Below are 24516 nucleotides of genomic sequence, written 5' to 3'. Positions count from 1 at the left end.
TGTCGGGTGGCGGGCGGCGGGGGCCCAAGCCCCCGCCGTCCTCCGTCGGATCACACGGCGAGCGGCTCCAGGTCCCGGTGGATCCGCCGCTCGTCACGGGCGTACCGGGTGAGGCTGTGGTCCTCGCCGAGCAGCCGGGTCAGCTCGGACACCACCTCCCCGCGCAGCCGGGCCGCCTCCTCCTTGCGGCCCATCGAGTCCAGGCTGATCGCCATGTTGGAGCTGCTCGCCAGGGTCTCCGGATGGTGCGCCCCGAGCGCCTCGCGCAGCCGCAGCACGGCGAGCCGCTCCAGCTCCAGGGCCCCTTCCGGATCGCCCAGGTCGGCCCGGGCGTTCGCCAGGTTGAGGTGGGCGAACACCGTGTGCGGGTGGTTGTCGCCCAGGACGTCCCGCATCAGCCGGATCGTCTGCCGCAGCATCGCCTCCGCCGGCTCCGCGGCGCCCGTGCCCCAGTGGAAGACCGCCAGGTTGTTCACGGCCGCCAGCGTGTACGGGTGCCGCTCGCCCGGGACCTTCATGTACTCGTCGACCACCTCCTGCGCCAGGTCCCGCGCCCCGCCCGGGTCCCCGGTCGCGAACAGGTCCGAGGCCAGGTTCAGTTCACAGGAGAGCAGGTCCGGGTTGACCGACGTGTACTTGGCCCGGTAGCGGGCCCGGGTGGCCGTGGTCAGCCGCAGCGCGTCCTCCAGCTGGCCCGCCCGGCGCAGCGACACCGCCAGGTTCTTCGCGGCCGACAGCGTGCCCGGGAACGCCCGGCCCAGCGTCCGCTTGTAGATCTCGTACGTCCGGCTCAGCAGCTGCACCGAGTCCTCGTACCGGCCCACCTCGCGCAGGTCGCGGGCCAGGTTCTGCGCGGAGGACAGGGTGTACGGGTGCTCCGGGCCGAGCACCTCCGTACGCAGGTCGTACACCTCCTGGTCGATCTCGCGGGCCCTGGTGTACTGGCCCACCAGCCGCAGGTTCAGCGCCAGGTTGTTCGCCGCCGCCAGCGTGCGCGGGTGCGCCTCGTGGAAGATCTGGCTGAACCCCTCGTGCGCGTCGGTCGCCAGCTCCATCGCCTGCCCGTACTGGCCCAGCGCGCCCAGCGTGTTGGCCAGACCGCTCATGGTCATGTACGTGTGCGGGTGCGAGGGGCCGAGCACCGCCTTCTGCCGCTCCAGGGTGACCTCGTCCAGCTCCTTCGCCTCCACGAACCGGCCCTGCGAGCGCAGGATGTTCGACAGGTGGAAGCGCAGGTACAGGTACTGGAGGTCGTCGTTGCCCAGCATCTCCTTCCAGGCCTCGCGCAGCTCCTCGCCGAGCTGGTAGGCGGCCTTGAAGTCACCGCGCTTCCAGAGGTAGCGCACCCGGTCGATCAGCAGCCTGCGCGTCTCCGGTTCCTTGCAGTACCGGGCCTCGGACGGGGTGAGGTGCGACCAGATGGTGTTGAACCGCGGCCACGTCTCCGGGTTGTCGATCGGCTCGTCGTCGTCCGGCCGGGCCCCGGCCAGGATCCGGTGGACGGCGTGCCGGGCCTCCCGCTGGTCCTCCTCCGGCATCTGTGAGCGGATCACCGCCTGCACCAGCCGGTGCACCTGGATGCTGTTGCTGACCTGGTCGACCTTGGCCAGCGCGAACCGGCCGATCTCCCGGATCACCCGCCCCAGCACCAGCTTCTCCTGGAGCGAGGCGTCGTACGGCTTGAGGGCGTCGATCATCTCCTTGCTGTACAGCAGGTTCGCCGAGATCGGCTCCGGCGCCAGGAACGCGCACAGCTGGAGCAGCCGCACCGCCGCGGGGGAACGCGACTGGAGCCGTTCTATGGAGATGTTCCAGGTGGCGGCCACCGGCTCCGGATATCCGGGCGGCTGGTTCAGCCCCAGGACGCTCGCCGCCTGCTGGGCCAGCTGCTCGATGTACGCGGCCACCGGGGTCGCGGTCTCCGCGATCCAGGCGCCCGCCTGCTCGACGGCCAGCGGCAGGTCGCCCACCGCGATCGCCACCTGCTCGGCGTCCTCCTTGCTGAGCCCGGGGGCCCGGCGCTGGAGGTGCTCGATGGACTCCTCGCGCAGGAACACGTCCACCGGGAGCGCGTCACCGTACTGCGACCAGGACTGGTTGCGGGAGGTCACCAGGACGTGGCCCGGACCGCCCGGCGGGAAGAACCGCTTGAGGGTCTCGGGATCGTCGGCGTTGTCGAAGACCAGCAGCCAGCGGGAGGACGGCACCCCGCGCCGCAGCAGGTCGATCGCCTCCTGGGAGGCGGCCGCCATGTCCTCGCCCGTCTGCGCGCCCAGCCGTACGGCCAGCTCCGCGAGGGCGGCGACCACGTCGTCGGTCTGCTCCGAGGAGATCCACCACACCAGGTCGTAGTCGGCCATGAACCGGTGCACGTACTCCAGCGCCACCTGGGTCTTGCCGACGCCGCCGAGACCGAACAGGGTCTGCGGCTGCGGCAGCACCACGGCCATGCCGCCGCCGAGCTGGTCGCGCATCCGCTCCAGCACGATGCTGCGGCCGGTGAAGCCGGGGTTGCGGGGCGGTGCGTTCCAGATCTTCGGGACGGTCCCCGGGAAGCGCGGGCCGGGCTGGGAGGCGCTCGCCACGCTGTCGGGCAGGGCCATGGGGCGCTCCACCGCGCGCAGCAGCGCGGCCGTGGCGTGCACCTCGTCGAGCCGGAAGAGGTCCACCGGGTTGCGGTCGATGTACGGCGTGGCGAGCCGTACGTCACCCACCCTCAGCGGCACCAGCTGGCGCCGGCCACCGGTCGGGTCCTCGGCGGCCGCCCGCTCCCACACGTCCACGGCCCGGGTGGACTTCAGGTACGCCGTGGACAGCAGCACCACGGTCCGGGCGGCGGTGTCGATGCTGATGCCCGTGCCGCCGCCCAGCGTGTCCCCGGCGGAGGCCGGGCCGCCCGCCGCGGGCCGCTCGGCCGAGACGTCCTTGGGCACCACCCGGAAGCCGGCCCGGGTCAGCACCGACTCGATCCAGTCGGCCCACATCCGGTTCTCGGCGACGTAGGACAGGAACAGGTCCGCCGGCAGCGCCGGGCGGCGCCGGGTGAACGCGTCCCTGATGCGCAGCCGGACCTCCTCGCCGATGGCGGGCATGGAGGTGATCTCGCCCTCGGTGACCACGGCGGTCAGCCGTTCGAAGGCGGAGAGCAGGGAGTTGGTCAGACCCGCCTCGTCGCCGAAGGTGGCCAGCGTCTCCTCGTAGGCGTAGTAGGGCCGGTACGGGATCTCCACCGCGCCCCAGTAGGAGGTGAGCTCGTCCCCGACCAGGCCGCCCGGGAACCGGTCGAACTTGATCCTGGCCAGCGCCCGGCCCGCATCGGCCTTCTCCTTCTCGCCCTCGTCGATCCGCATCGGAACCGGGAAGATCTTGATGCCGCGGTCGTTGAACCGCTCGTCGATCTGGCGGGCGACGGACGCGGCGCCGTCGATGGACTGGTCGGACAGGGTGAAGCAGTCCACCAGGACGTCCGGCAGGTGCACGGTGCAGATGTCCGCGATGTCGGACAGGCCGGTGCGGCTGTCGATCAGGACGTAGTCGTAGTTGCTCTTCATGTCGGCGCGTAAGGCGTCGAAGAAGAGGCCGCCGCCGAGCCGGTCGTAGAAGTTGTCCCAGTCGAAGGTGGACACGGTCGCGGAGTACTCGCGGTTCTGCCGGCCCGCCGAGACGAAGTCCAGGGTGCCGCCGTCCGGGAACTCCCAGCCCAGCGTCTCCGGAGTGAGCGAGACGGCGTGCGGCTGTATCCGCGCGTAGTCCTTGTGCCAGTCGTCGGCTCGCGTCACCGGACTGGTGGCGGCCCACGCGTACTCGCTGATCAGGTCGATGACCCCGGTGGTGGCCCCGAGCGTGGACGGGTCCAGGAAGGGGTGGAAGAAGCGGTGCAGGCCCGGGGCCTCCAGGTCCCAGTCCACGGCGAGGACCCGCTTGCCGTTGGCCGCCAGGATCCAGGCGGTGTTGGCCAGCGCCATGGTGCGGCCCGTACCGCCCTTGTACGAATAGAAGGTGACGATGCGCCCGTCACGGCCGTCCCTGCTGTCACGACTCGCTGTCATCCGCGTCCCCCCGGTCGGTGTCGATGCTGTCGTTGCCGTCGTTGTGGCCGCCGAACGTGTCGGGCGGGAAGGGCGCCCGCCGCGGGGCCGGAGGGCCGCTCATCCCCATCGGCCCGAGCAGCCGCGGGCGTTCGGTGCGGGTGTTGCCGGCCGGCAGGTAGACCTGGGCGTGTCTGAGGAACTGCTGCGCCGCGGCCTCGACCACCTGCGGCAGGATCTGACCGAGGGTCTCCATGTTCGCCACCCCGTTGGCGGCGGCCCGGCAGGCCGCCCGGCCCTGGCCCATCTTGACGGGCAGGGTCTCCTCCAGCCGCCGCGCCAGCTCGATCTCCTTCGCGCGGCTCTGGTGGTCGTAGCGGTTCCACGGCACGACCACGTTGACCCACGGGCGGGACTCCTGGTCGAAGGCGGCCAGGCGCTGGCGGCGGTGCTCGTCCTCCACCACCCAGCGGTCGACGATCAGGATCTCCGGCCGGGTCGGCGGCTGCTTGCTGTCGTAGTGCCCGGCCTCGTCGTCGAAGGAGCCGATGCTGGTCTGGTAGTTGAGGTTCTTGACCAGGTCCTCGGCGACGTAGGCGATGGGCCGCTGGGCCACCGGGTGGTACGGGTTCCACTCCAGCGCGCTGTCCCCGTAGTACTCGGGGCTGCGGCCGTCCGGCAGATCGTGCCGGGAGGCGGCGGCCACGCTCACGTGCAGCGTGCGGGCGGGGCTGCCCGTGGGGCCGAAGGCACTCGGCACGCCCCGGTAGTCCAGTGGCCGGACGGGTTCGAGGCGGACGGTCTCGGCGACGCGGACGATGCGCTTGGCGAGCTCGTACACCGCCCGCTCGTACTGCTCGGCGTAGCCGCGCAGTTTGATCAGCCCGTACAGCCCGTCGGTGACGTAGCGCTCGCCGAAGGTGTTGTGGTTGAACTGCAACCGCTCGGCTGGGCCGGGGAGTTGCGAAGGGGGGACCGGCACCCACAACGCGGGCACGATGGCCTCGGCGGGCTGGTTGCTCAACGCCCCCTGGTGGATCGCCCGCTGCGCGAAGGCGTACCACTCCTTGCCGCACATCTCACTGGCGAAGTACCGCGGCGAGAACAAGGGCACGAAGACCCGGCAGGTGGCGAGCGCCGCCCCGAGCCGCTCCGACCAGCCCTCGCCGCTGCGTATCTCCCGGTCCATGAAGCCGGCCTCGGCCCCGGCGGGCAGGTCCGTCAGCGCCATGACATGGCTGCAGAGATCACGGAACAGGCGCTCGACCCACATGTCGGGGTCGGGCCCCCCGGCCCCGAATCTCGGTGTATGCGCATAACTGAGAAAAAAATACGGCTGCACTGATGCGGGCACACGCCCCCCGTCCCGAAGCTGCGAGCGAAGAAACATCATTCCGGAGCTGCTTCGCCACATCCCCTCATCGTTCAGTCAATCAGCGTCTGTTTTCGGTCATCCACTCAAGGGCGTGGTCAACGGCGTCCGGGACGGAGAAGAGCATGGTCGACGCCCCTGCGACCCGCCCCCTGCGCACCCGCGAATCCGGGAACGCCCTTCCGATCTCCGCGAAATCGCCGTCGTCCAGCGCGACGTCCTCGTATGCGGTCCACTCCCCCTCCTGGCGGGACCCCTGGTGCCCCTCCGGAAGGTTCACCTTCACCACACACTCGTACATGCGCAAGGGGGGCTTCGGAATTCGATACTCCGCGAGATGGAAAGCGGTGCAGACCGAAAACCCCACATTGATCATGAGTACCTGTCCGCCCTCCCAGCACAGCTTTCCCAGGGGCGACTCCTCACCGAGGTGACATTCCAGGCGGTGACCGGCGCAGAGCCGCTCCGCGTCCGCGCCGAGCGCGGCGAAGGACGTCTGCGGATGGGAACTGCGCGCGGCCCCCGGCGCGGTGCGGACGGCTTCCGCGAGGGAGCCCATGCCGTGGCTGGGGGTGCTCGCCGGATCGAAGGCGGGCATCCGGTCGACGAAGGCACGCACCTGCGCCTCGTCCATTCCGGCGATCCGCTCCAGGTGGGCGCTGGACGTCCTGGAGTTCTCCGGGGTGAACGCGGGGACCACCAGGGTGCCGCGCGGGCCCAGGACGCCCGTCAGGGCGTCGCGCAGCTGCTCCGCGCGCAGCCCGGTCCCGCGCAGGGAGGCGTGCACCAGGAGCCGCGTCCCCGGCCGTACCCCGAGCAGCCGCAGCTGCACCGCCAGCTGCAGGGCGCCCCCTCCCCGGCGGCCCCGGCCCGGGCCCGCCGGGGAGGGGGCGGGCGCGGGGGAGTGGGCGCTCACGCGTCGACCGCCTTCAGTTCGTAGCGCAGCTCCGCCACCAGCCGCTTGCCGGTGACCGTCAGCTCGGCCGCCGCGGACAGCCGGTCCAGGGCCTTGTGGATGCGGTCCGAGCCGCCCGGCTCGGGACCCGCCGTCGCCCGCCGGTACGCCTCCACCGCCACCCGCTCGTGCACGTCGGCCAGCAGCCGCGACACCGGCACCGGCCGCGACCGCCACGGCGACGGGTGCTGCCACTCCCCGTCCAGCGCGTACAGGTCGGTCACTTCGGTCAGGGCCCGCAGCCGGGTCCGCCGCCGCCCGGTCAGCAGCGCCAGCGCGGTCTCCCGTACGCCCGCCGCGTACGGCACCCCGAGCGCCCCCGGCCCGCTCCGGCCCGCCTCGCCCCAGCCGCCGGCCCGCGGGCCGCCCGCGAGCGGTGTCAGGGTGGTCAGCCCGGCCACGGCCGTCCGGGCGAACCCGGGTACCGCCTTGTGCAGCAGCGCCCAGGCCCGGTCGAGCCTGCCCCGCCACTCCTCGGTCTCGCCGGCGCCGAGCCGGAGCCTGGGCGGGCGGGGGAAGCAGTTGCGGTACGGGTCGAGGTCCTCCAGGGCCACCGGCGCCGCGTCCGGGTCGGGCGACCAGGTACGGACGGGCTGCCAGCGGGCGTCGCCCGCCGCCGGCCCGAAGCGGTGCTCGGAGCGGCCGTCCCGGACGACGTACCCCTCGTCGGTGACGCGCAGCGAGGCCCGGCCCTGCGTGCCCGGCTCCCCGAGCCGCAGCAGCCCGAGCGTCGGCAGGTACACCTCGCCGTCCCGGTAGGCCACCTCGGCCGGCAGGTCCAGCCCGCCGCGCAGCACGGCCGCCGCGGCCAGCGCGGTGAGCCTGCGGGCCGCCTCCGCGCCGCCGGTGCCGCCCTCCCGCGCGGCGTCCAGGGCCGCCAGCACCCAGGTCCGGGTGAACGGGTGGTCCAGTACGGCGTCCAGCGCGTCGGCGCCCGCTTCCCCGGCCCGCTCCACCGCGGCCACCAGCTCCCAGGCGTGCGCCCAGGCGGGGTCGCCCGCCAGGTCCGCGTTCAGCCGGGCCAGCAGGATCCGGGTCAGCTCCTGCTGGGAGCGGGCCAGTTCGGCCGGGTCGGACAGCTGCGGAGCGGTCTCCCGGTGCGCGGTGCGGCCCTCGACCCCGTCCACGAGTTCGCGCAGGTCGGTGCAGTACACGGAGGGGTTGTCGAAGCCGTTGCGGGCGCGGTAGCGGTGGGTGTAGAGACCGCCACCGCACGAACGTACGACGGGGCAGCGGCGGCACGAATCGCTGACGCCCGCCAGGCCCAGCTGCCGGGCCCGGACACCGGGGTGGGCCGCGACCTGGTCGAAGGCGTGGTCGAAGACGTTGAACCCGGTGGCGGCCGCCCCCTCGAAGGCGCTCTTGAGGGAGTCCACCTGCTCCAGGGTCCCGTCGGTCTCGACGACCACGAGGTCGGTTGGCGCGAGGCCGAGCGACTCGGTGAGGCTGGGTCCGCCGCGCAGGGTGGACAGGAGGGACTCGAAGAGCCGCACGGGCACCGGGCGGCCCAGCCGCTCCCAGTGGTCGAAGATCCGCAGGAGCCAGCGGGCGTAGGCGTCCGGGGCGCCGTCGGGCCGGACGGGGGGCGTTTCCCAGGTGGCGTGCGGAAGGAGGAAGTCCACCCGCGGGGGATCGAGTTCGACGAGGGCGTCGAACACGGCGACGGGATCGTTGGCCACGTCCACGGTGCAGAGCAGACCCTGGTAGAGGTGGCGGTAGGGCGCGGAGCGCAGCAGCGCGACGGCGGCGAGGACCAGCGGGTGGCTCGTACGGCCGTCCGCGAAGCGGCGGTGGCGGTCGTTGGCGGCGCGGTCCCCGTCGAGGGAGACGCCCACGCGAACGCCGAACTCCGCGAAGAGGTCGAGGTAACGCGTGCTGAGCTGGAGCCCGTTGGTGTGGATCCGCAGGTCGAGGGCGGCGATCCCAGTGAGCGCCCGGCTGAACTCCTCGCAGACGAGTCGGAGCCGGGCCGTGCCCGCCAACAGGGGTTCCCCTCCGTGGAGAATCACCGTGACGGAGGGGAGTGCATGGTCACGGGCATGTTCGGCGAGCCTCGACGCGGTCTGTGAAATAACCTCGGGGGAGATCACTTTCGGCCGGGCTCGCCAGCTCTGATCTGCGTGTTCGTAGACGTAGCAATGATCACAAGCCAGATCGCATCTGCTGTGAACTTTCAGGACGATCTCGCGAAATGCGATCAGGCCGGTCATTCCGCCAGTCTAGGGCTCTTACTCCGGGTCAGAGCGCGGAGTTGAAGATCGGTGCCTGAACCGGACGGCCGGATTCGGCAGGCAGCACGCGGCCGAGCGTCGCGGCCGCGGAGGCGGTCTCGACGTCGATCTTGGCGAGCGGGACCCGACGGGCCTTGACCGTGCTGGTCGGGGGGGTTGCGGAAGTGTTCACGACACCGTCCTCGGGGAAGCCATGTGGAATGGGCATGTGAATGACAACAGCGGCACGCTGCCGTCAAGCGTGGACTTTACTCGGCCACACCCCATTGGCAACCGAGACATGACGCCTGGTCAACCGTTCTATAGCGAGTGCGGCGTATTTCTCGGGGTGGCTTATTCGGCCGTTCGCCGGACGGCAAGATCCATTTTTCCCGGACCCGTGGCCCGGCCGTTCCCCCCGGGCGTGGCGCCCGCCGTCCCCGGCGGCCGGATCGCGGCCTGTCCGCGTGCTCGCCGTACCGGCGGGGAGCGCCGGGCCGGAGGGTCCGGGGGGCCGCAGCGGCGGCGCCGATCGCGGCCACGAGGTCTCCCCGGAGGTGGACCCGGAGGCGGATCGCGCGCGCCGGCGGACGGCGTACCCGACGAGGAGTCCGATGCCGAGTACCGCCATGCCGATGTCGTCGATGTGCAGGGTCACGGCGGGGCCCTCGCCCATGCCCCGAGGGCAGGTCGGTACGTGACGCCCGGTCAGGCGTGCGCCGAAACGGGGATCGACGCCCCCCGAGGGCGGCGCCGGGAGGCCGAACGGCCGCTAGGCAGGCTGCTGTTCGCTCAGGTCCGGGACGGGGAGGTCGCGCAGCAGCCAGTTCAGCACGTCGGGCAGTGCGCGCAGGGCCGCGAAGTGCGCGGCGGCCGGCTCGATCGTGGTGGTGGCCCCCGGGATCCGGCGGGCCAGCCAACGGGAGTGGCCCACAGGGGAGAACACGTCGAGCTCCCCGTGCCAGATCATCACCGGACAGCGGATGGAGGCCGGGTCGAAGCCCCAGGGGCGGCTGAAGGCGAGGACGTCGTCGATCCAGCCGTACGCCGAACGGCGCAGCCCCTCACGGTAGTTCCGCAAGAGCATCGACCGCAGCCCGGCATCGGAGACGATCATGCGGTCGTTGTCGGTCAGTTCCCGGCGCAGCTCGTCCAGCAGCCGCCCCGGGTCCTTGCGGATGCCGTCGGCGCGCGGGATCAGCCGGGCGGCCAGCTCCTCGGGATCGGTGGAGGCGGTGGTGTACTCCTTGACGTTCGACGCGGCCATCCCCGCGAACCAGTCCAGGTCCTCCGCGTCCCGGGGGGCCAGCCCCACCATCGCCGCGGTACGGGTGACCCGGTCCGGCAGCAGGGCGGCGCAGGCGAGGGCGCCGGCGGCGCCTCCGGAGCGGCCGGCCACCGCGAACCTGTCCAGGCCGAGGGCGTCGGCCACGGCGGCCACGTCGTGGGCCACGTCGGCGACGGTGCGGCCCGGATGGCGGTCGGAGTCGCCGTAGCCGGGTCTGTCGTAGGCGATGAGCTGCATCCGGCGCTGGTAGAGGACCATGCCCCGGGGGGCCGGGCCCAGGCGGCTGCCGGGCATGCCGTGGAGCAGGAAGACGGGCTTGCCGTCCGGATCGCCCCAGCGCTCCACGGTCAGAGCGCGCCCGTCCGCTGTGCGCACCTGATTGCGCACGCGCTCCCTCCCTCACGGTCGATGTGAGTCGTCACGGCGATTGTGCTCGCTGGGGGAGGAGTGCGGTAGGGCGCACTTCGGGGGCGATTCTTGTGACGGTTCCCGCAGCGCGCGCCGCCGAGCGCGTCCGCTTCGGCTGCGGCTGGCCGGTGGGTGCTGGGGCTCCGCCCCAGACCCCGCGCCTCAATCGCCGGCGGGGCTGGTGGTGTGGGGCGGTGCCCCGCCGGAGTGTCTCCTCGGCTCGGCGCCCGCGGGCATGTCGCGGTGGTACCCGGTGGTCGCGCCTCGTCCTGCGGGGACACTCCGCCGTGTCCCCGCCCCACGGCAGGGCTCCGACAGTGCCCCGAAAACGCCCCCGGGCCGACTGGACGGTTCCCGGAGCGGGGCCCGACGCGTGGGGAGCGGGGACGGGGAGGGGTGTCCCCGCAGGACGAGCGCGCAACCACCGGGTACAGCCGAGACACCCCGCACGCGCCGAGCCGAGGAGACACCCCTCCCCGGCCCCGCGAACCGGCCCGCAGGACGATCCGAACCCGCCCGCTCCGCCGCGGGAAGGGCCCCGCGGACCCGCCCCCATCACGCCCGGATCCCGACCCGCGAACCGGCCCGCATCACGATCCGAACCCGCCCGCCCCGCCGAGGGAAGGGCCCCGCGGACCCGCCCCCACCACGCCCGTATCCCGACCCGCGAACCGGCCCGCATCACGATCCGAACCGCCCCCACCGCGCCCGTATCCCGGTGAGGGGGCCGGTCCGCAGGACGACTCGAACCCGCCCGCCCCGCCGCGGGAAGGGCCCCGCGGGCCGGTCCGCCACCCGGATCCGGGGGGACATCGGCTGATCGAACAAGTGTTTCGCACGAGTATTCGAATTGCTCTATGGTGGAGAGCGGGGGTGGTGTTCTACGAGCGAAGCAGGAGGCCGCGGGTGCCTGGTTTTACGCATCTGCACACCGTTTCGGGGTTCTCCGTGCGCTACGGAGGATCGCACCCGGAACGGCTGGCGGAGCGTGCCGCCGAGCGGGGCATGGACGCCCTCGCCCTGACCGACCGCGACACCCTCGCGGGCGCGGTCCGGTTCGCGAAGGCGGCGGCACAGGCGGGCATCCGGCCGCTGTTCGGCGTGGACATGGCGGTGTCGCCCGCCGGGTCCCCCGCGGCGGGCTCGGCCGGGCCGGGGGGCTCGACCGCGTCCGCCCCGGGCGGCGGTCCGGGCGAGGCCTCGTACCGGCGGCGCACCCCCGTCAAGGGCGGGGCCTTCCTGGACGAGTCCGCCGCGCGGGCCGTCTTCCTGGCCCGGGACGGGGCCGCCGGCTGGGCCGAGCTGTGCCGGATGGTCACCACCGCCCACGCGACGGCCGCCGAGGTCCCGCTCGTCCCCTGGGACGCCCTGCGCGGGGAAGGCGTCTTCGTCCTCCTGGGCCCCGGCTCCGAGGTGGGGCGGGCGCTCGCGGCGGGCCGTCCCGACCGGGCCGCCCGGCTGCTCGCGCCCTGGCGGGAGATCTACGGCGACTCCCTGCGCCTGGAGGCCGTCCACCACGGCCGCACCGGCACCGGCCCCGGCTCGCTGCGGCTGGCCGCCCGTACCGTCGGCTTCGCCGCCGAGCAGGGCGTCCCGGCCGTGCTCACGAACGCCGTCCGCTACGCCGACCCCGGCCAGGGCCCGGTCGCCGACATCCTCGACGCCGCACGCCGTCTGGTCCCCATCGACCGCCGGGGCCCCCTCGACACCGGCGAGCGCTGGCTCAAGGCCCCCGCCGCCATGGCCGAGGCCGCCGACCTGATCGCCCGGGCGGCCGGCCTCGGCCCCGCCGACGCCCGACGCCTGCTCGCGCAGACCCGGCAGACCGCCGAGGCCTGCTGCGTGGACCCTGAGGACGACCTCGGCATGGGCTCCGTGCACTTCCCCGAGGCCCGGCTCGTCGGCGCCGCCCACCGCAGCGCCCAGCGGGTCCTCGCCTCCCGGGCCTCCGCCGGCATGGTGCTGCGCGGCTACGCGGGCGACCCCGCCTACTGGGAACGGATGCACCACGAGCTCGACATCATCGCCCACCACGGCTTCGCCTCGTACTTCCTGACGGTCGCCCAGGTGGTGGACGACGTACGGAAGATGGGCATCCGGGTGGCGGCCCGAGGCTCCGGCGCCGGCTCCCTCGTCAACCACCTGCTCGGGATCGCGCACGCCGACCCCGTCGAGCACGGCCTGCTGATGGAGCGCTTCCTGTCCAAGCGCCGGCGCGTCCTGCCCGACATCGACATCGACGTGGAGTCCGCCCGCCGGCTGGAGGTCTACCGGCGGATCATCGACCGGTTCGGCGCCGAGCGCGTCGCCACCGTCTCCATGCCCGAGACCTACCGGGTCCGCCACGCCATCCGGGACGTCGGCGCCGCCCTCTCCATGGACCCGGCCGTCACCGACCGGCTCGCCAAGGCCTTCCCGCACATCCGGGCCCGCGACGCCCGCGCCGCGCTGCAGGAGCTCCCCGAACTGCGCGACGTGCGCGGGGAGTCCTACGGAAGGCTGTGGGAGCTCGTCGAATCGCTGGACGCACTGCCGCGCGGGGTCGCCATGCACCCGTGCGGGGTGCTGCTCTCCGACGCCTCGCTGCTCGCCCGTACGCCCGTGGTCCCCACCAGCGGCGAGGGCTTCCCCATGTCCCAGTTCGACAAGGACGACGTGGAGGAGCTCGGACTGCTCAAGCTGGACGTGCTCGGCGTACGGATGCAGTCCGCGATGGCGCACGCGGTCGCGGAGATCCGGCGCGGCACGGGGCGGGAGCTCGACCTGGACGACCCGGCGCAGGTGCCGCCGGGCGACCGGGCCACGTACGAGCTGATCCGCTCGGCCGAGACGCTGGGCTGTTTCCAGATCGAGTCGCCGGGCCAGCGGGACCTGGTGGGGCGGCTGCAGCCGGCCACCTTCCACGACCTGGTCGTCGACATCTCCCTCTTCCGCCCGGGGCCGGTGGCCGCCGACATGGTGCGGCCCTTCATCGAGGCCCGGCACGGGCGGGCGCCGGTGCGCTTCCCGCACCCGGACCTGGCCGACGCGCTGCGCGAGACGTACGGGGTGGTGGTCTTCCACGAGCAGATCATCGAGATCGTGGACGTCATGACCGGCTGCGGGCGGGACGAGGCGGACCGCGTGCGGCGCGGGCTGTCCGACCCGCCGTCGCAGGCGCGGATCAAGGTCTGGTTCGCGGCGAGGGCGGCCGAACGCGGCTATCCGGTGGAGGTGATCGCCCGTACCTGGGAGATCGTGGAGGCCTTCGGCTCGTACGGTTTCTGCAAGGCGCACGCGGTGGCCTTCGCCGTGCCCACCTACCAGTCGGCGTGGCTGAAGGCGCACCACCCGGCGGCCTTCTACGCCGGGCTGCTCACCCACGATCCGGGGATGTACCCGAAGCGGCTGCTGCTGGCGGACGCGCGGCGGCGGGGCGTGCCGGTGCTGCCGCTGGACGTGAACCGGTCGGCGGTCGCCCATCGCATCGAACTGGTGTCCGATGCCGGTGGGGTGTGGGGGCTGCGGCTGGGGCTCACCGACGTCCACGGCATCAGCGGGGCCGAAGCGGCCCGGATCGAGTCCGGACAGCCCTACGCCTCCCTGCGCGACTTCTGGGACCGGGCCCGTCCGGGACGGCCGGTCGCCGAACGGCTCGCCCAAGTGGGGGCCTTGGACTCGTTCGGCGCGAACCGGCGGGATCTGCTGCTGCACTTGACGGAACTGCACGGCGCGCAGCGCGCGGCGGGTGCGCGCGGTGCCCAACTCCCGCTGGAGGGAGGCCGGTCCACGGCGTCCGTCGGGCTGCCCGACCTGAGCGACGCGGAACGGCTCAGCGCCGAGCTGGGCGTCCTCGGCATGGACGCCTCGCGGCACCTGATGGGCGACCACCACGCCTTCCTGGCCGAGCTGGGAGTGATCCCGGCGCGCCGGCTGCGGGAGACCGAGCACGGGCGGACCGTACTGGTCGCGGGAGCCAAGGCGGCCACCCAGACCCCGCCGATCCGGTCCGGGAAGCGGGTCGTCTTCACGACGCTGGACGACGGTACGGGCCTGATCGACCTGGCCTTCTTCGAGGACAGCCACGAGCGGTGCGCGCACACCGTCTTCCACTCCTTCCTGCTGCTGGTACGAGGTGTCGTGCAGCGGAGGGGCCCGCAGAGCCTGAGCGTGGTCGGGGCGGCGGCGTGGAACCTGGCCGAGCTGGTGGAACTGCGGGCGGCGGGCGGCCTGGACGCGGTCGCGGCCCGCCTCGCCGAGCCGGCCGGCGAACCGGTCGGCGGGCAGGACGGCGAACTTGTCGCCGTAGGGGAGGGCGGGGGCGACGGGGAGCCGGCGGCGAAGGCCCCCGGGCGCACGATCCGCATGTCCACGGGGTACGAGATGAACCCCTGGGCCGACCTCCAGCCGCCCGGCACCGGCCCCGCGACCGGCCGCAAGCTGTGGCACTCCAGCCCGGGGAGCGCGGGATGAGCGCCACCGGAAAGGCCGTGATGTGCCTGCGACTGCACCCCGCCGGCGGAGGGCCGCTCGGGGCGCGGGAGTACGCCGGGGTGCTCGCTCTGCTCGGCGGGATCACCCCTGCCGTGCAGGCCCTGCCGCCCGACGCCGCCGTCGCCGATGTCCGGGGCGCGCTGCGCTACTTCGGCTGCGACGCCCGCCGGCTCGCCGCGGTGATCCGGGTCCGGGCCCTCGCCCTCTACGGCGTGGACGCCGCCGTCGGCGTGGCCGGCAACCCCATGCTGGCCCGGGCGGCGGCCCGCGAGGCCGGGCCCGGGGAAACCCTGGTGCTCCCCGAAGACCCCGCCGCCGTACGGCAATTCATGGCGGACAAGCCCGTCACCGCGCTCGACGGGGTCGGGCCCAAGGCCGCCCGCACCCTGTGCTCCTACGGCCTCGATTCCGTCGGCCGGGTCGCCGCCGCCCCGCCCGCCGCCCTGCGGCGTATCCTCGGCGCCCGGCTCGGCCGCGAGGTGCACGAGCGCGCCCTCGGGATCGACCGTACCCCCGTCCGGCCGGGCGCGGCCGCCCGCGCCATCGCCGCCGAGCGGCTCTTCGACCGGGACGAGCTGGATCCCGTACGGCACCGGCGGGCGCTGCTCTCGCTGACGGAGGAGCTCGGCGCGAAGCTTCGTACACAACAGGACGGGCAGGTGTGCCGGGTCCTCTCGCTCACCGTCCGCTGCGCCGACCGCACCACGCTCACCAGGACCCGCACCCTGGCCGAACCCACGGCGCACTCCGCGGCCCTGACCGCCACGGCCTACGCCCTGTACGAGGGCCTCGGTCTGCAGCGGGCCCGGGTCCGTGCGCTGTCCCTGCGGGCCGAGGAGCTGATCCCGGCCGAACGGGCCGTACGGCAGCTCAGTTTCGACCCCGAGGACGAGAAGGCCCGCCGCCTGGAAGCGGTCACCGACCGGGTCCGTACGCGCTTCGGTCCGCACGTCATCGCCCGTGGCACGCTGGCCGCCTGACGGTCGATCGGACGACACGCGAGTTTTTACCGACGCGTAACTTCCCTGTGTTGCTACTCACACGTAATTTAGCGGCAGCAGCCCCCTTGTGATCCGGATCACGGGACGAACCCCCACGCTCATCCCCTTGAGTCGACCGCAAGGAGATCACACGATGCTGCCCTGGAGACGCCTGCTCCGCCCGCTGGCCGTCCTCACCCTCACCGCCGCCGCACTCGTCGCCCCCACCGGCGCAGCGCAGGCCGCATCCGCCCCCAGCAGCGGCTGGAACGACTGGTCCTGCAAGCCGTCCGCCGCGCACCCGCGCCCCGTCGTCCTCGTCCACGGCACCTTCGGCAACTCCTGGGACAACTGGCTGGGCTTCGCCCCGTACCTCGTGCACCGCGGGTACTGCGTCTACTCGCTCGACTACGGCCAGCTGCCCGGCGTGCCCCTCTTCAACGGGCTCGGCCCCATCGACAAGTCCGCCGAACAGCTCGACGTCTTCGTCGACAAGGTGCTCGCCTCCACCGGCGCGTCCAAGACCGACATCGTCGGGCACTCGCAGGGCGGCATGATGCCGCGCTACTACCTGAAGTTCCTCGGCGGCGCGTCCAAGGTGAACGCGCTGGTCGGGCTCGCCCCCGACAACCACGGCACGACCCTGCTCGGCTTCACCAAGCTCCTGCCGTACTTCCCCGGGGCCGAGGACCTGATCAGCAGCGCGACCCCCGGCCTCGCCGACCAGATCGCCGGCTCCGCCTTCCTGCAGAAGCTCAACGAAGGCGGCGACACCGTGCCCGGGGTGAAGTACACGGTGATCGCCACCAAGTACGACGAGGTGGTGACCCCCTACCGGAGCGGCTTCCTGGAGGGGCCGAACGTCCGCAACGTCGTGCTCCAGGACCTGTGCTTCCTGGACCTCTCGGAGCACGTCACCATCGGGCTCACCGACCGCATCGCCTGGCACGAGGCGGTCAACGCCCTCGACCCGGCCCATGCCGAACGGACCACCTGCGCCTCGGTCTTCGACTGACCCGGGGCGCGGGCGGTCCGCCCGGTGTGAAGGTTCCTACCGGCTAGCGACCGTGCCGGCCCGTCGCCGTCGCACGGCGGCGGGCCATCGCGAACAGCACGGCCGCGCCGATGGCCAGTGCGCCGGCCCCGGCGATGGCGATGGACGGGGTGGCGCTGTTGCCACCGGTCTCCGCCAGGTTGCCGCCGGCCGGGGTGCCCGAGCCCGCCGAGCCCGCGGAGTCCGACGAGTCCGCGGAGGACGGCGAGGACGGGGAGGGGAGCGGGGCCCCGGCCGCGCCGTTCGTCTTCGGGTCGTTGTCGCCGTGGCCGTGGTGCTCCACCGAGGACTTGCCGGCGCCGTCGGCGATCTGCTGGTCGGTCGGGGCGGAAGGCTTGTCGGACGGCTTGGACCCGTTGCCGTTGCCGTTCCCACCACCGGTGCTGGGCCTGGTGCTCGGCGAGGCGCCCGTACCGCCGTTGCCGCCGTCGCCCCCATTGCCGCCGTTGTCCTTGCCGAAGACCACGTCCGAGCAGGTGTAGAAGGCCTCCGGACTGTCGGAGCGCTGCCAGATGCTGTAGATCAGGTGGCGGCCGGACTTGTCGGGGACGGTCCCGGAGAAGACGTAGTCGCCGTTCTGCATGCCCGGGTCGGTGGCCTTCGCGAACGGCGCGGGCTCCAGGTCGGACCACTTCAGCGGCTTCGCCGGGTCGTAGCCGTCCTTCGTCACGTACAGCTCGAAGGAGCCCTTGTGCGGGGCCGTGCCCCTGTAGCGGAAGGTGTGCGGGCCGGCGGACAGGGGGCTGGCCGGCCAGTCGGCGCGGGCCAGGTCCAGTCCCCGGTACTTGTCGTTGCCGGCCGAGCACAGCTGGCCGTTCGGGATCAGCGCCCGGTGGTTGCCGGCCGCGTTGGCGATGTTGACGGCGTTCCAGTCGTAGAACGCCTGTGTCCCGCTCGACGCGACCGCAGCTTTGCACGCCGCCGACTTCGGTGACTCCGGTCCCTCCGCGTAGCACGCCGCGACCCTGCTGACCGGGTCCGTCATCGAGCCGTGGGCGGCCGCGGGAACGGCGGCGTACCCGGCCAGCGCGAGCGGGGCGAGACCGGCGGCGGCGATACGGATCGGCGTCACGGTGCGGCGGCGTGCGGACATGAGTGGGTCTCCTTCGGGCAAAGGCAGGGGCGCGCCGGCGGATCGGGGCTCGGCGGCGCCGCCCCCCGGCGGCGCCACGACCGGCCCTTCCTGTCCTGGCCCCGCCAAGCTAGCCCCCGGACCACGCCTTTTCGCCGCCGGCACCCCCCAGGAGAGGATCCTTAGGGTCCGCTTAAGGAAGGCGAAAGAGCGGCATCAGGAACCGCACCCGGCACGCAGGGGAAACGCCCTTCTACCGCAGGAGCGCGGCCAGGCCATGCTCGGAGCGGGCCTGGTCGTCCAGGGCGTCCAGGGCGCGGACGGCCTGGGCGGCCGCCTCCGGGTCGCTCGCCGCGAGGCCGCTCTCGGCGAACTCGTCCTCGTCCAGCCGAAGTACGGACGTCCCGTCCGCCGAGACCCACAGATCGAGGTCCAGGTCCTCCACGAGGATCTCCCCGCTCCGCACCAGGGCCGGGCGTGTCACGTCGCAGTACCAGCCCTTCAGGGCGCCGTCGCCCGTGCGCACCTCCTTGACCGCGTACCAGCGGGTCCGCCAGAAGTGCTCGACGAACACGTCGCCCGGCTCGAAGCGGACGAAGCCGAAGTCCCGTACGCCCTCGGCCGCCCAGGGGGCCCGTACGCAGATGCGGTCGCCGTCGTCGGCGACCTGCGTCGCCGGATAGCGGATCTTGGTCCGGCCGGCCTTGGTCAGGACGACGGTCAGTTGCTCGGCCACCGGTTCCCCAGCTCCCTGGTGTAGTGCGTCTCGGTCGCGCAGATCTCGTACCCGAACCACCGGTTGATGGCGAGCATCGGTTCGTTGCCGCTGTCGTTGCCGGTGAACGCCTCGGTGTACCCGGCCGCGCGGGCCCGGTGCAGGGAGGTGTTCTTGGCGAGTTTGGCCAGGCCGCGCCCCCGGAAGGCGCGCAGCGTGCCGGTCATCGCCGAGCCGTAGCGGGTGGCGCCGTCGGTCCGGGCGGCGCTGAAGGCCACCGCCCGCCCGTCGACCAGGGCGACGGTCGTCAGCTCCTTGTCGAGGGAGGGGTTGTGCCAGATGTGGGCCAGCCAGTCCTCGTAGTCGTCGAGATCGGCCGGCACGTCACCCGGTTCGTCGGCCGTCGACTCGGCGTCGATCGCGAAGAGCGGACGCGGGTCCGCGGCGAAGGCCGTCGCGGGCCGCAGCTCCACCCCGGGCGGAAGGGCGTCCGGGAGCGCGGGCAGCGCGGCCGCCGTCAGGTCCAGGCGCAGGAAGTGCGCCGAGCGGCCGGGCCGGTAGCCGTGCCGCTCGGCGAAGGCGCGGTGCGCGGGCTCGTCGAGCACCCAGGCGTACGAGTCCACCGCGCCCCGGGCGGCCAGGTGCTCCTCGGCCGCGCCCAGCAGGAGCCGGCCGGCGCCGAGGCCGCGGCGGGCGGGGTCGACGTACGCGTTGACGTATCCCTGGCCCGGCCGGGGGCTGTCGTGTGCGATGCCGACCTGGGCGCTGCCGACGACCTCGCCGTCCTGGGTCTCGGCGACGAGGACCCGGTGGTGCCGGGCGGGGTGGGCGCCGGAGAGCTCGAAGGCCACGTCCACGGCACTGGTGATCAGGCACGGCAGGGCCGCGCGGCGTACCCGTACCACCGACTCCACGTCACGGAGGTCACCCGGACGGAGATCGCGGATCAGAACAGTCATGCGGCAGACGCTACGGGCGCACGCGCGCCCGGCGCCTCCCAATTAACCGGCGATGGTGGACAATCACCCCCGTGAGCTCGACGAACCTGAAGATCACCATCGACGGCTCGGCCGGGTCGGCCGCCCCGTACGAACAGCTGCGCGCGCAGATCGCCGCCCGGGCCCGGTCGGGGAAGCTGCCGGCCGGCTTCAAACTGCCGACGGTACGGGGGCTGGCGGAGGAACTGGGGCTGGCCGCCAACACCGTCGCGAAGGCCTACCGTGCGCTGGAGGCCGACGGGGTGATCGAGACGCGCGGCCGCAACGGGACCTTCGTCGCGGCGGCGGGGGAGGGCGCGGCGCGTGAGGCCGCGTCGGCCGCGCAGGCGTTCGCGGAGCGGGCGCACCGGCTGGGGCTGACGGAGGCGGAGGCGATCGCCTCCGCCACCGCCGCCCTCCGGGCCCGGTTCGCCGCGAAGTAGCCGCCTGCCGCCCCGCCCCGGTGGGCCCGCGGTCCGGCGGAAACCTGCCCGGCTCGCCGAGGCCCGGCTTGCCGAGGCCCGGCCTGCGGGGGCTCCGCCCCCGGCCCCGCGCCTCGATCGGTCCGGGGGAGCCTGCCCCTTTGACGACCTAGAGGTAGAGCCCCGCCTCCGAGTGGGACTGCGGTGGCAGGACCGCCGCCGGGCCCGTGCCGCGGCGTAGGGCGAAGAGCTCCGCCAGGGTGGCGCCCTCGCGCGGGACGCCCTCCTCGGTGCCCAGCCAGTCCACCGCCTCCCCGTGGGTCAGCCGGCCGACCTCGATACGGGCCAGGCAGCGCCCGGGGCGGACCACCGCCGGGTGGAGCCGTTCCAGGTCCTCGTTGGTCGTCACGCCGACCAGGACGTTGCGGCCCTGCCCCAGCAGGCCGTCCGTGAGGTTCAGCAGCCGCGACAGCGCCTGGCCCGCCGTGTGCCGGGCCTCGCCGCGGATCAGCTCGTCGCAGTCCTCCAGCAGCAGGAGCCGCCAGCGGCCCTTCGCCGTGCCCTCGTCCTCGCCGATCGCGATGTCCATCAGGTAGCCGACGTCGTTGAACAGCCTCTCCGGGTCCAGGACGCAGTCCACCTGGCACCAGTCCCGCCAGGACCGGGCCAGCGTGCGCAGGGCAGAGGTCTTGCCCGTGCCCGGCGGGCCGTGCAGCAGGAGCAGCCGGCCCGCGATGTCGTCCGGGGTCACCTTCATCAGCCGGTCCATGGCCGCGGCGACCGGCGCGGTGTAGTTGGGCCGTACCTCCGCCCAGGTCCCCGCGGCGATCTGGCGGGTCGTCCGGTACGGGCCGCGGCGCGGGGAGACGTACCAGAAGCCCATCGTGACGTTCTCGGGCTGCGGTTCCGGCTCGTCCTGCACGCCCTCGGTGGCCCGGCCGAGCACGCCGGCGGCGAGCTCGTCGCTGACGGCCGTCACGGTGACGTCCGCGCCCCGGCTCCACCGGGAGACGAGCATCGTCCAGCCCTCGCCCTCGGCGAGGGTGGCGCTGCGGTCGCTGTCGCGCGCCGAGCGCAACACCGTGGCCTCCGGCGGCAGGAGGGTCGCCTCCACCTTGACCCGCTCGATCGACACGCTGTGCGAGTAGGGCTGCTCGCCCGAGGCGAACCGGCCGAGGAACAGCGCGTCGACGACGTCCGACGGTGAATCGCTGTCGTCGACGTTGAGCCGGATCGGCAGCGCGTCATGCGGGTTGGCTGGCATGGCGCCCATGATCCGGCACGAGGTGCCCTCGTGCACCCGTGTTTCGCCGGATCGGGTGCCAAGTTCCCCCTCCAAACGCAGGGGGCGTGAAGATTCGGGCCGCAACTCCACTCCGAACATTCTTGGCATGGACACTTCCGGCAACCCCCGGCTGCTTGTACCAACAACTCAGGAGTAACCCCCACAAGGAGCCGCACACATGAGCATGAGAATGTCGCGCTTCGCTGCCCTGACCTCCTCCCTCTTATTCGCCGCGAGCGCCGCGCTGTTCGGCGCCGGCCAGGCGGCCGCCGCCCAGGCCGACTTCGGCTACGTCGCCCTCGGCGACTCGTACTCGTCCGGACTCGGTGCCGGCAACTACGACGGCGCGAGCGGCAACTGCAAGCGCACCACCCGCGCCTACCCCGCCCTCTGGGCCGCGGCCCACTCCCCCCAGACCTTCGCCTTCACCGCCTGCTCCGGCGCCCGTACGGGTGATGTGCTCTCGGGCCAGCTCGGTCCCCTCAACTCCGGGACCGACCTGGTCAGCATCACCATCGGCGGCAACGACGCCGGATTCTCCGACGTCATGACGACCTGTGTGCTCCAGTCCGAATCCACCTGCGTCAACCGCGTGAACCAGGCCAAGGCCTACGTGGACTCCACCCTCCCCGGCCGGCTCGACCAGGTCTACGACGCCATCGACAGCCGGGCACCCGCCGCCCGCGTCGTCGTCCTCGGCTATCCCCGCTTCTACAAGCTGAACGGCGCCTGCACCACCGGCCTGACCGAGGGTGAGCGCGCCGCCATCAACGGCGCCGCCGACCACCTCAACGCCGCCATCGCCAAACGCGCCGCGGACCACGATTTCACCTTCGCCTCCGTCGCCGGCGCCTTCACGGGCCACGAGATCTGCTCCGGCAGCCCGTGGCTGCACAGCGTCAACTGGCTGAACATCGCCGAGTCCTACCACCCGACCGCCTCCGGACAGTCCGGCGGCTACCTGCCCGTCCTCACCAACGCGGCCTGATCCGGCCCGCCGTCCTCCGGGGTCGCCGCCGGCCCGGCCGTCGGCGGCCCCGGCGGCCCCGGCGACCCCGGCGGCCCCGGCGAACTCGGCGGCTCCGGCGGCCCCGGTGACGGGCTCGCGCCGGGGGAGGAGGCCCCGCCCGTCGGGGTCGCCTCCTCGCACGTCACGGAGGTCGCCACCCACTCGGTGGCGACCTCCGCCGTTCCCCGCACCTCCAGCCTGACCGCGTCCTCGAAGACCGTGCCGGGCACGTGCGTCAGCTCGGTGTGCTCCAGCCGCCGGCTCTTCGGCCCGGCCGCCTCGTACGTCACGGACTGCCAACCGGGCCCGGAGGTCCGCCCGCTCCGCGTGGCCCAGCGGTACTCCAGCGCCACGGGGACGCTCTCCACCTCGACGGTCGCGGTGAAGGACGGTGCGCTCCCGACGGGCGGCGGACAGCTCCCGGTGTACCGGGTGCGCACCGCGTCGACGTACACCGAGACGTGCCCGCCCGCGCCGGACGAGGCCGGAGCCGAGGGCGACGCGGACGCGGAGGTCGGCGCGCCGGACGCGGGAGCCGTGGTGGCGGCCGGGGCCGTGGCCGCCGGGCCCGTCGGCGCGCCCCCGCTCCCACCGCGCCCGCCCGCGTCCCCGAGGTCCTTGAGCAGGACCCAGCCCAACGCGGCCAGGGCGAGCAGCAGCGCGATCCCGACGGCGAGCACCGGCCCGGCCGCGCCCCGGCCCTCCCCGGGCCCGGCCGAGGGCACCGGGCCGCCCGCCGTCACCGGCCCGCGTACGGGGGTCGGTGGCGCCTGCGGCCCGTACGGCCCGGCGCCGCCCCGCGGCTCGTGCCCCTGGCGGGCCGAGGGCATCGGCGCGTCCGGTCCCGACACCGGCCCGGCGGACGCCCGCACGGCACCGCCCGCGCCCACCACCCGCAGGATCCGGGCCGCCTCCGCCGCGTCCAGGCGCTCTGCGGGGTCCTTGCGCAGCAGCCCCTCCAGTACGGGCTCCAGCGGACCGGCCCGGCGCGCCGGGGGCGGCTCCTCGTCCGCCACGGCCCGCAGGGTGTCCAGCGGGGTGGCCCGCCGGAACGGCGTGACCCCCTCGACGCAGGCGTAGAGCATGACGCCGAGCGACCACAGGTCCGATCCGGGGCCCGGTTCGCGCCCCAACGCCCGTTCCGGCGACACGAATTCGGGGGAGCCGACCACTTCGCCCGTCATGGTGACGGCCGAGGAGCCCTCCAGGCTCGCGATCCCGAAGTCGCTGAGCACGACCCGGCCGTCGTTGGCGATCAGCACGTTCGCCGGCTTCACGTCCCGGTGCAGCACCCCCGAGTCGTGGGCGGACCGCAGTGCGGCCAGGACCTGCTCGCCGATGTGTGCGGCGCGCTGCGGGGCCATCGGCCCCTCGGCCTCCAGTACGTCCGCCAGCGATAGCCCGCGCACGAGCTCCATCACGATCCAGGGCCGGCCGTCCTCGGAGGCCACGTCGTAGACCGTGACGGCCCCGCGGTGCGAGACCCTGGCGGCGGCCCACGCCTCCCGCTCCAGCCGCCGGTACATACGCTGCAGTTCGGCGGTGTCCAGCCCGGCCGGTGCGCGCACCTCCTTGACGGCCACGTCGCGGGCCAGTACCTCGTCCCGGGCACGCCACACCACGCCCATCCCGCCGCGGCCGATCTGCTCCAGCAACCGGTAGCGGCCCGAGACGACACGTTCGGAGTTGGCTTCCTCACTCACGCGAGCCCCCCGAATGCTTCTGTGCGCCCATGTGTCATCGATCGGTCACTCCAAGTTAGCGCAGTGTGCGTCGTGCGGCCCCTGTCGTGACGAGACTCGCGCCGAGCTCTTCCGGAGCGTGATTTTCGTGCCCGTTCCTGTGCGGAGAGTAACTGTCGACTCCGCTGAGTAATCGTCAACTCCCCGTCGCCACAGGGGTAATTCACGCCACCGGGATACCCGCGCGCGACGCGGGGGCGATAGGGTTAACCTGCCCGGGCCGGGTGCCCTCGTACGGGTGGGGAGAGATCATGGAACAGATAGCAATGCGCAGCAGGCCGCCTCGCGTGCCTGCCATCAACTGCGGCAGCGGTGCGACCAGCTCGCGCCTCGACCGCCACCTCGCCGTGCTGGGCGGACCCGCCGTCCCGCACCGGGAGGCCGCGGAGGCGACGCTGCTGATGCGCGAGCTCACCTCCCGCGACCACACGCACCGTCTGCGGAGCCGGAGCGCGCGCGTCTCGCTCTTCGCGCCGCTGCGCCGTCTGCGTCGCACGCTCTTCGGCAGCCGCCGCTCGTAACAGAC

General features: G+C 73.3%; 17 protein-coding genes. 6 read left to right on the top strand and 11 right to left on the bottom strand.

Translation table 11 applies throughout. From position 1 onward, the window contains the following. Positions 1-50 precede the first annotated feature (50 nt). The 6 genes from fxsT to ACZ3X1_RS22310 form a co-directional block, all read right to left on the bottom strand. Positions 51-4049, bottom strand: coding sequence for an FxSxx-COOH system tetratricopeptide repeat protein (fxsT, locus tag ACZ3X1_RS22335; RefSeq protein WP_390080190.1), 3999 nt, complete (start codon positions 4047-4049; stop codon positions 51-53). After that, the gene (locus ACZ3X1_RS22330) at positions 4033-5418 is read right to left on the bottom strand and encodes a TIR-like protein FxsC (RefSeq protein WP_356814198.1); all 1386 of its coding nucleotides are present in this window, start codon (positions 5416-5418) and stop codon (positions 4033-4035) included. Before ACZ3X1_RS22330 ends, fxsT begins: the two co-directional genes overlap by 17 nt. 43 nt (positions 5419-5461) lie before the next feature. Then, positions 5462-6316: an AAC(3) family N-acetyltransferase gene (locus tag ACZ3X1_RS22325; protein WP_467280711.1), complete on the bottom strand. Its 855-nt coding sequence runs from the start codon at positions 6314-6316 to the stop codon at positions 5462-5464. Continuing rightward, positions 6313-8565, bottom strand: a complete 2253-nt coding sequence (fxsBH, locus tag ACZ3X1_RS22320) for a radical SAM/SPASM protein FxsBH, inactivated beta-hydroxylase extension form (RefSeq protein WP_467280710.1) — start codon at positions 8563-8565, stop codon at positions 6313-6315. Before fxsBH ends, ACZ3X1_RS22325 begins: the two co-directional genes overlap by 4 nt. A 28-nt stretch (positions 8566-8593) precedes the next feature. Further along, a complete protein-coding gene (fxsA, locus tag ACZ3X1_RS22315; RefSeq protein WP_063761584.1) occupies positions 8594-8758 on the bottom strand; it encodes an FxSxx-COOH cyclophane-containing RiPP peptide in 165 nt (54 codons plus the stop codon). A 579-nt stretch (positions 8759-9337) separates the two neighbouring features. Next, the gene (locus ACZ3X1_RS22310) at positions 9338-10240 is read right to left on the bottom strand and encodes an alpha/beta fold hydrolase (protein WP_356814195.1); all 903 of its coding nucleotides are present in this window, start codon (positions 10238-10240) and stop codon (positions 9338-9340) included. 927 nt (positions 10241-11167) lie between these two features. Between ACZ3X1_RS22310 and ACZ3X1_RS22305 the strand changes: the two genes are divergently transcribed. The 3 genes from ACZ3X1_RS22305 (at position 11168) to ACZ3X1_RS22295 (ending at position 16729) form a co-directional block, all read left to right on the top strand. Beyond that, positions 11168-14713 (top strand): DNA polymerase III subunit alpha, encoded by a 3546-nt coding sequence (locus tag ACZ3X1_RS22305; protein ID WP_467280709.1) that lies wholly within the window; start codon positions 11168-11170, stop codon positions 14711-14713. Next, on the top strand, positions 14710-15714 hold the full coding sequence (locus ACZ3X1_RS22300; protein WP_362625684.1) for a DNA polymerase Y family protein: 1005 nt from the start codon (positions 14710-14712) through the stop codon (positions 15712-15714). The genes ACZ3X1_RS22305 and ACZ3X1_RS22300 overlap by 4 nt, the downstream gene beginning before the upstream one ends. Positions 15715-15868: 154 nt before the next feature. Next, entirely contained in the window at positions 15869-16729 is an 861-nt protein-coding gene (locus ACZ3X1_RS22295) for an esterase/lipase family protein (RefSeq protein WP_356815829.1), read from the top strand. 43 nt (positions 16730-16772) lie between these two features. On the opposite strand, the gene ACZ3X1_RS22290 is transcribed toward ACZ3X1_RS22295, so the two are convergent. From ACZ3X1_RS22290 to ACZ3X1_RS22280, 3 genes are all read right to left on the bottom strand, one after another. Next, complete coding sequence (locus tag ACZ3X1_RS22290; RefSeq protein WP_467280708.1) at positions 16773-17861, bottom strand: lytic polysaccharide monooxygenase auxiliary activity family 9 protein; 1089 nt, start codon at positions 17859-17861, stop codon at positions 16773-16775. A 232-nt stretch (positions 17862-18093) separates the two neighbouring features. After that, on the bottom strand, positions 18094-18576 hold the full coding sequence (locus tag ACZ3X1_RS22285) for a ribonuclease FAU-1 family protein (protein WP_467280707.1): 483 nt from the start codon (positions 18574-18576) through the stop codon (positions 18094-18096). After that, complete coding sequence (locus ACZ3X1_RS22280; protein ID WP_467280706.1) at positions 18561-19514, bottom strand: GNAT family N-acetyltransferase; 954 nt, start codon at positions 19512-19514, stop codon at positions 18561-18563. Before ACZ3X1_RS22280 ends, ACZ3X1_RS22285 begins: the two co-directional genes overlap by 16 nt. A gap of 71 nt (positions 19515-19585) precedes the next feature. On the opposite strand from ACZ3X1_RS22280, the gene ACZ3X1_RS22275 reads away from it, so the two are divergent. Then, positions 19586-19975, top strand: a complete 390-nt coding sequence (locus tag ACZ3X1_RS22275) for a GntR family transcriptional regulator (RefSeq protein WP_391694579.1) — start codon at positions 19586-19588, stop codon at positions 19973-19975. 148 nt (positions 19976-20123) lie between these two features. On the opposite strand, the gene ACZ3X1_RS22270 is transcribed toward ACZ3X1_RS22275, so the two are convergent. Continuing rightward, positions 20124-21254: a DUF5925 domain-containing protein gene (locus tag ACZ3X1_RS22270; RefSeq protein ID WP_390079158.1), complete on the bottom strand. Its 1131-nt coding sequence runs from the start codon at positions 21252-21254 to the stop codon at positions 20124-20126. 169 nt (positions 21255-21423) lie between these two features. Here ACZ3X1_RS22270 and ACZ3X1_RS22265 point away from each other — a divergent pair, with 169 nt between their 5' ends. Then, entirely contained in the window at positions 21424-22227 is an 804-nt protein-coding gene (locus tag ACZ3X1_RS22265; RefSeq protein ID WP_467280745.1) for an SGNH/GDSL hydrolase family protein, read from the top strand. Here ACZ3X1_RS22265 and ACZ3X1_RS22260 read toward each other — a convergent pair. Further along, positions 22197-23951 (bottom strand): serine/threonine-protein kinase, encoded by a 1755-nt coding sequence (locus ACZ3X1_RS22260; RefSeq protein ID WP_467280705.1) that lies wholly within the window; start codon positions 23949-23951, stop codon positions 22197-22199. The genes ACZ3X1_RS22265 and ACZ3X1_RS22260 overlap by 31 nt on opposite strands. A gap of 290 nt (positions 23952-24241) precedes the next feature. On the opposite strand from ACZ3X1_RS22260, the gene ACZ3X1_RS22255 reads away from it, so the two are divergent. Beyond that, on the top strand, positions 24242-24511 hold the full coding sequence (locus ACZ3X1_RS22255; protein WP_467280704.1) for a hypothetical protein: 270 nt from the start codon (positions 24242-24244) through the stop codon (positions 24509-24511). The last annotated feature ends 5 nt before the right edge of the window (positions 24512-24516 follow it).

The sequence above is a fragment of the Streptomyces sp. NPDC023541 genome (genome assembly GCF_055559995.1).
This window is presented reverse-complemented; position numbering and strand designations above follow the sequence as displayed.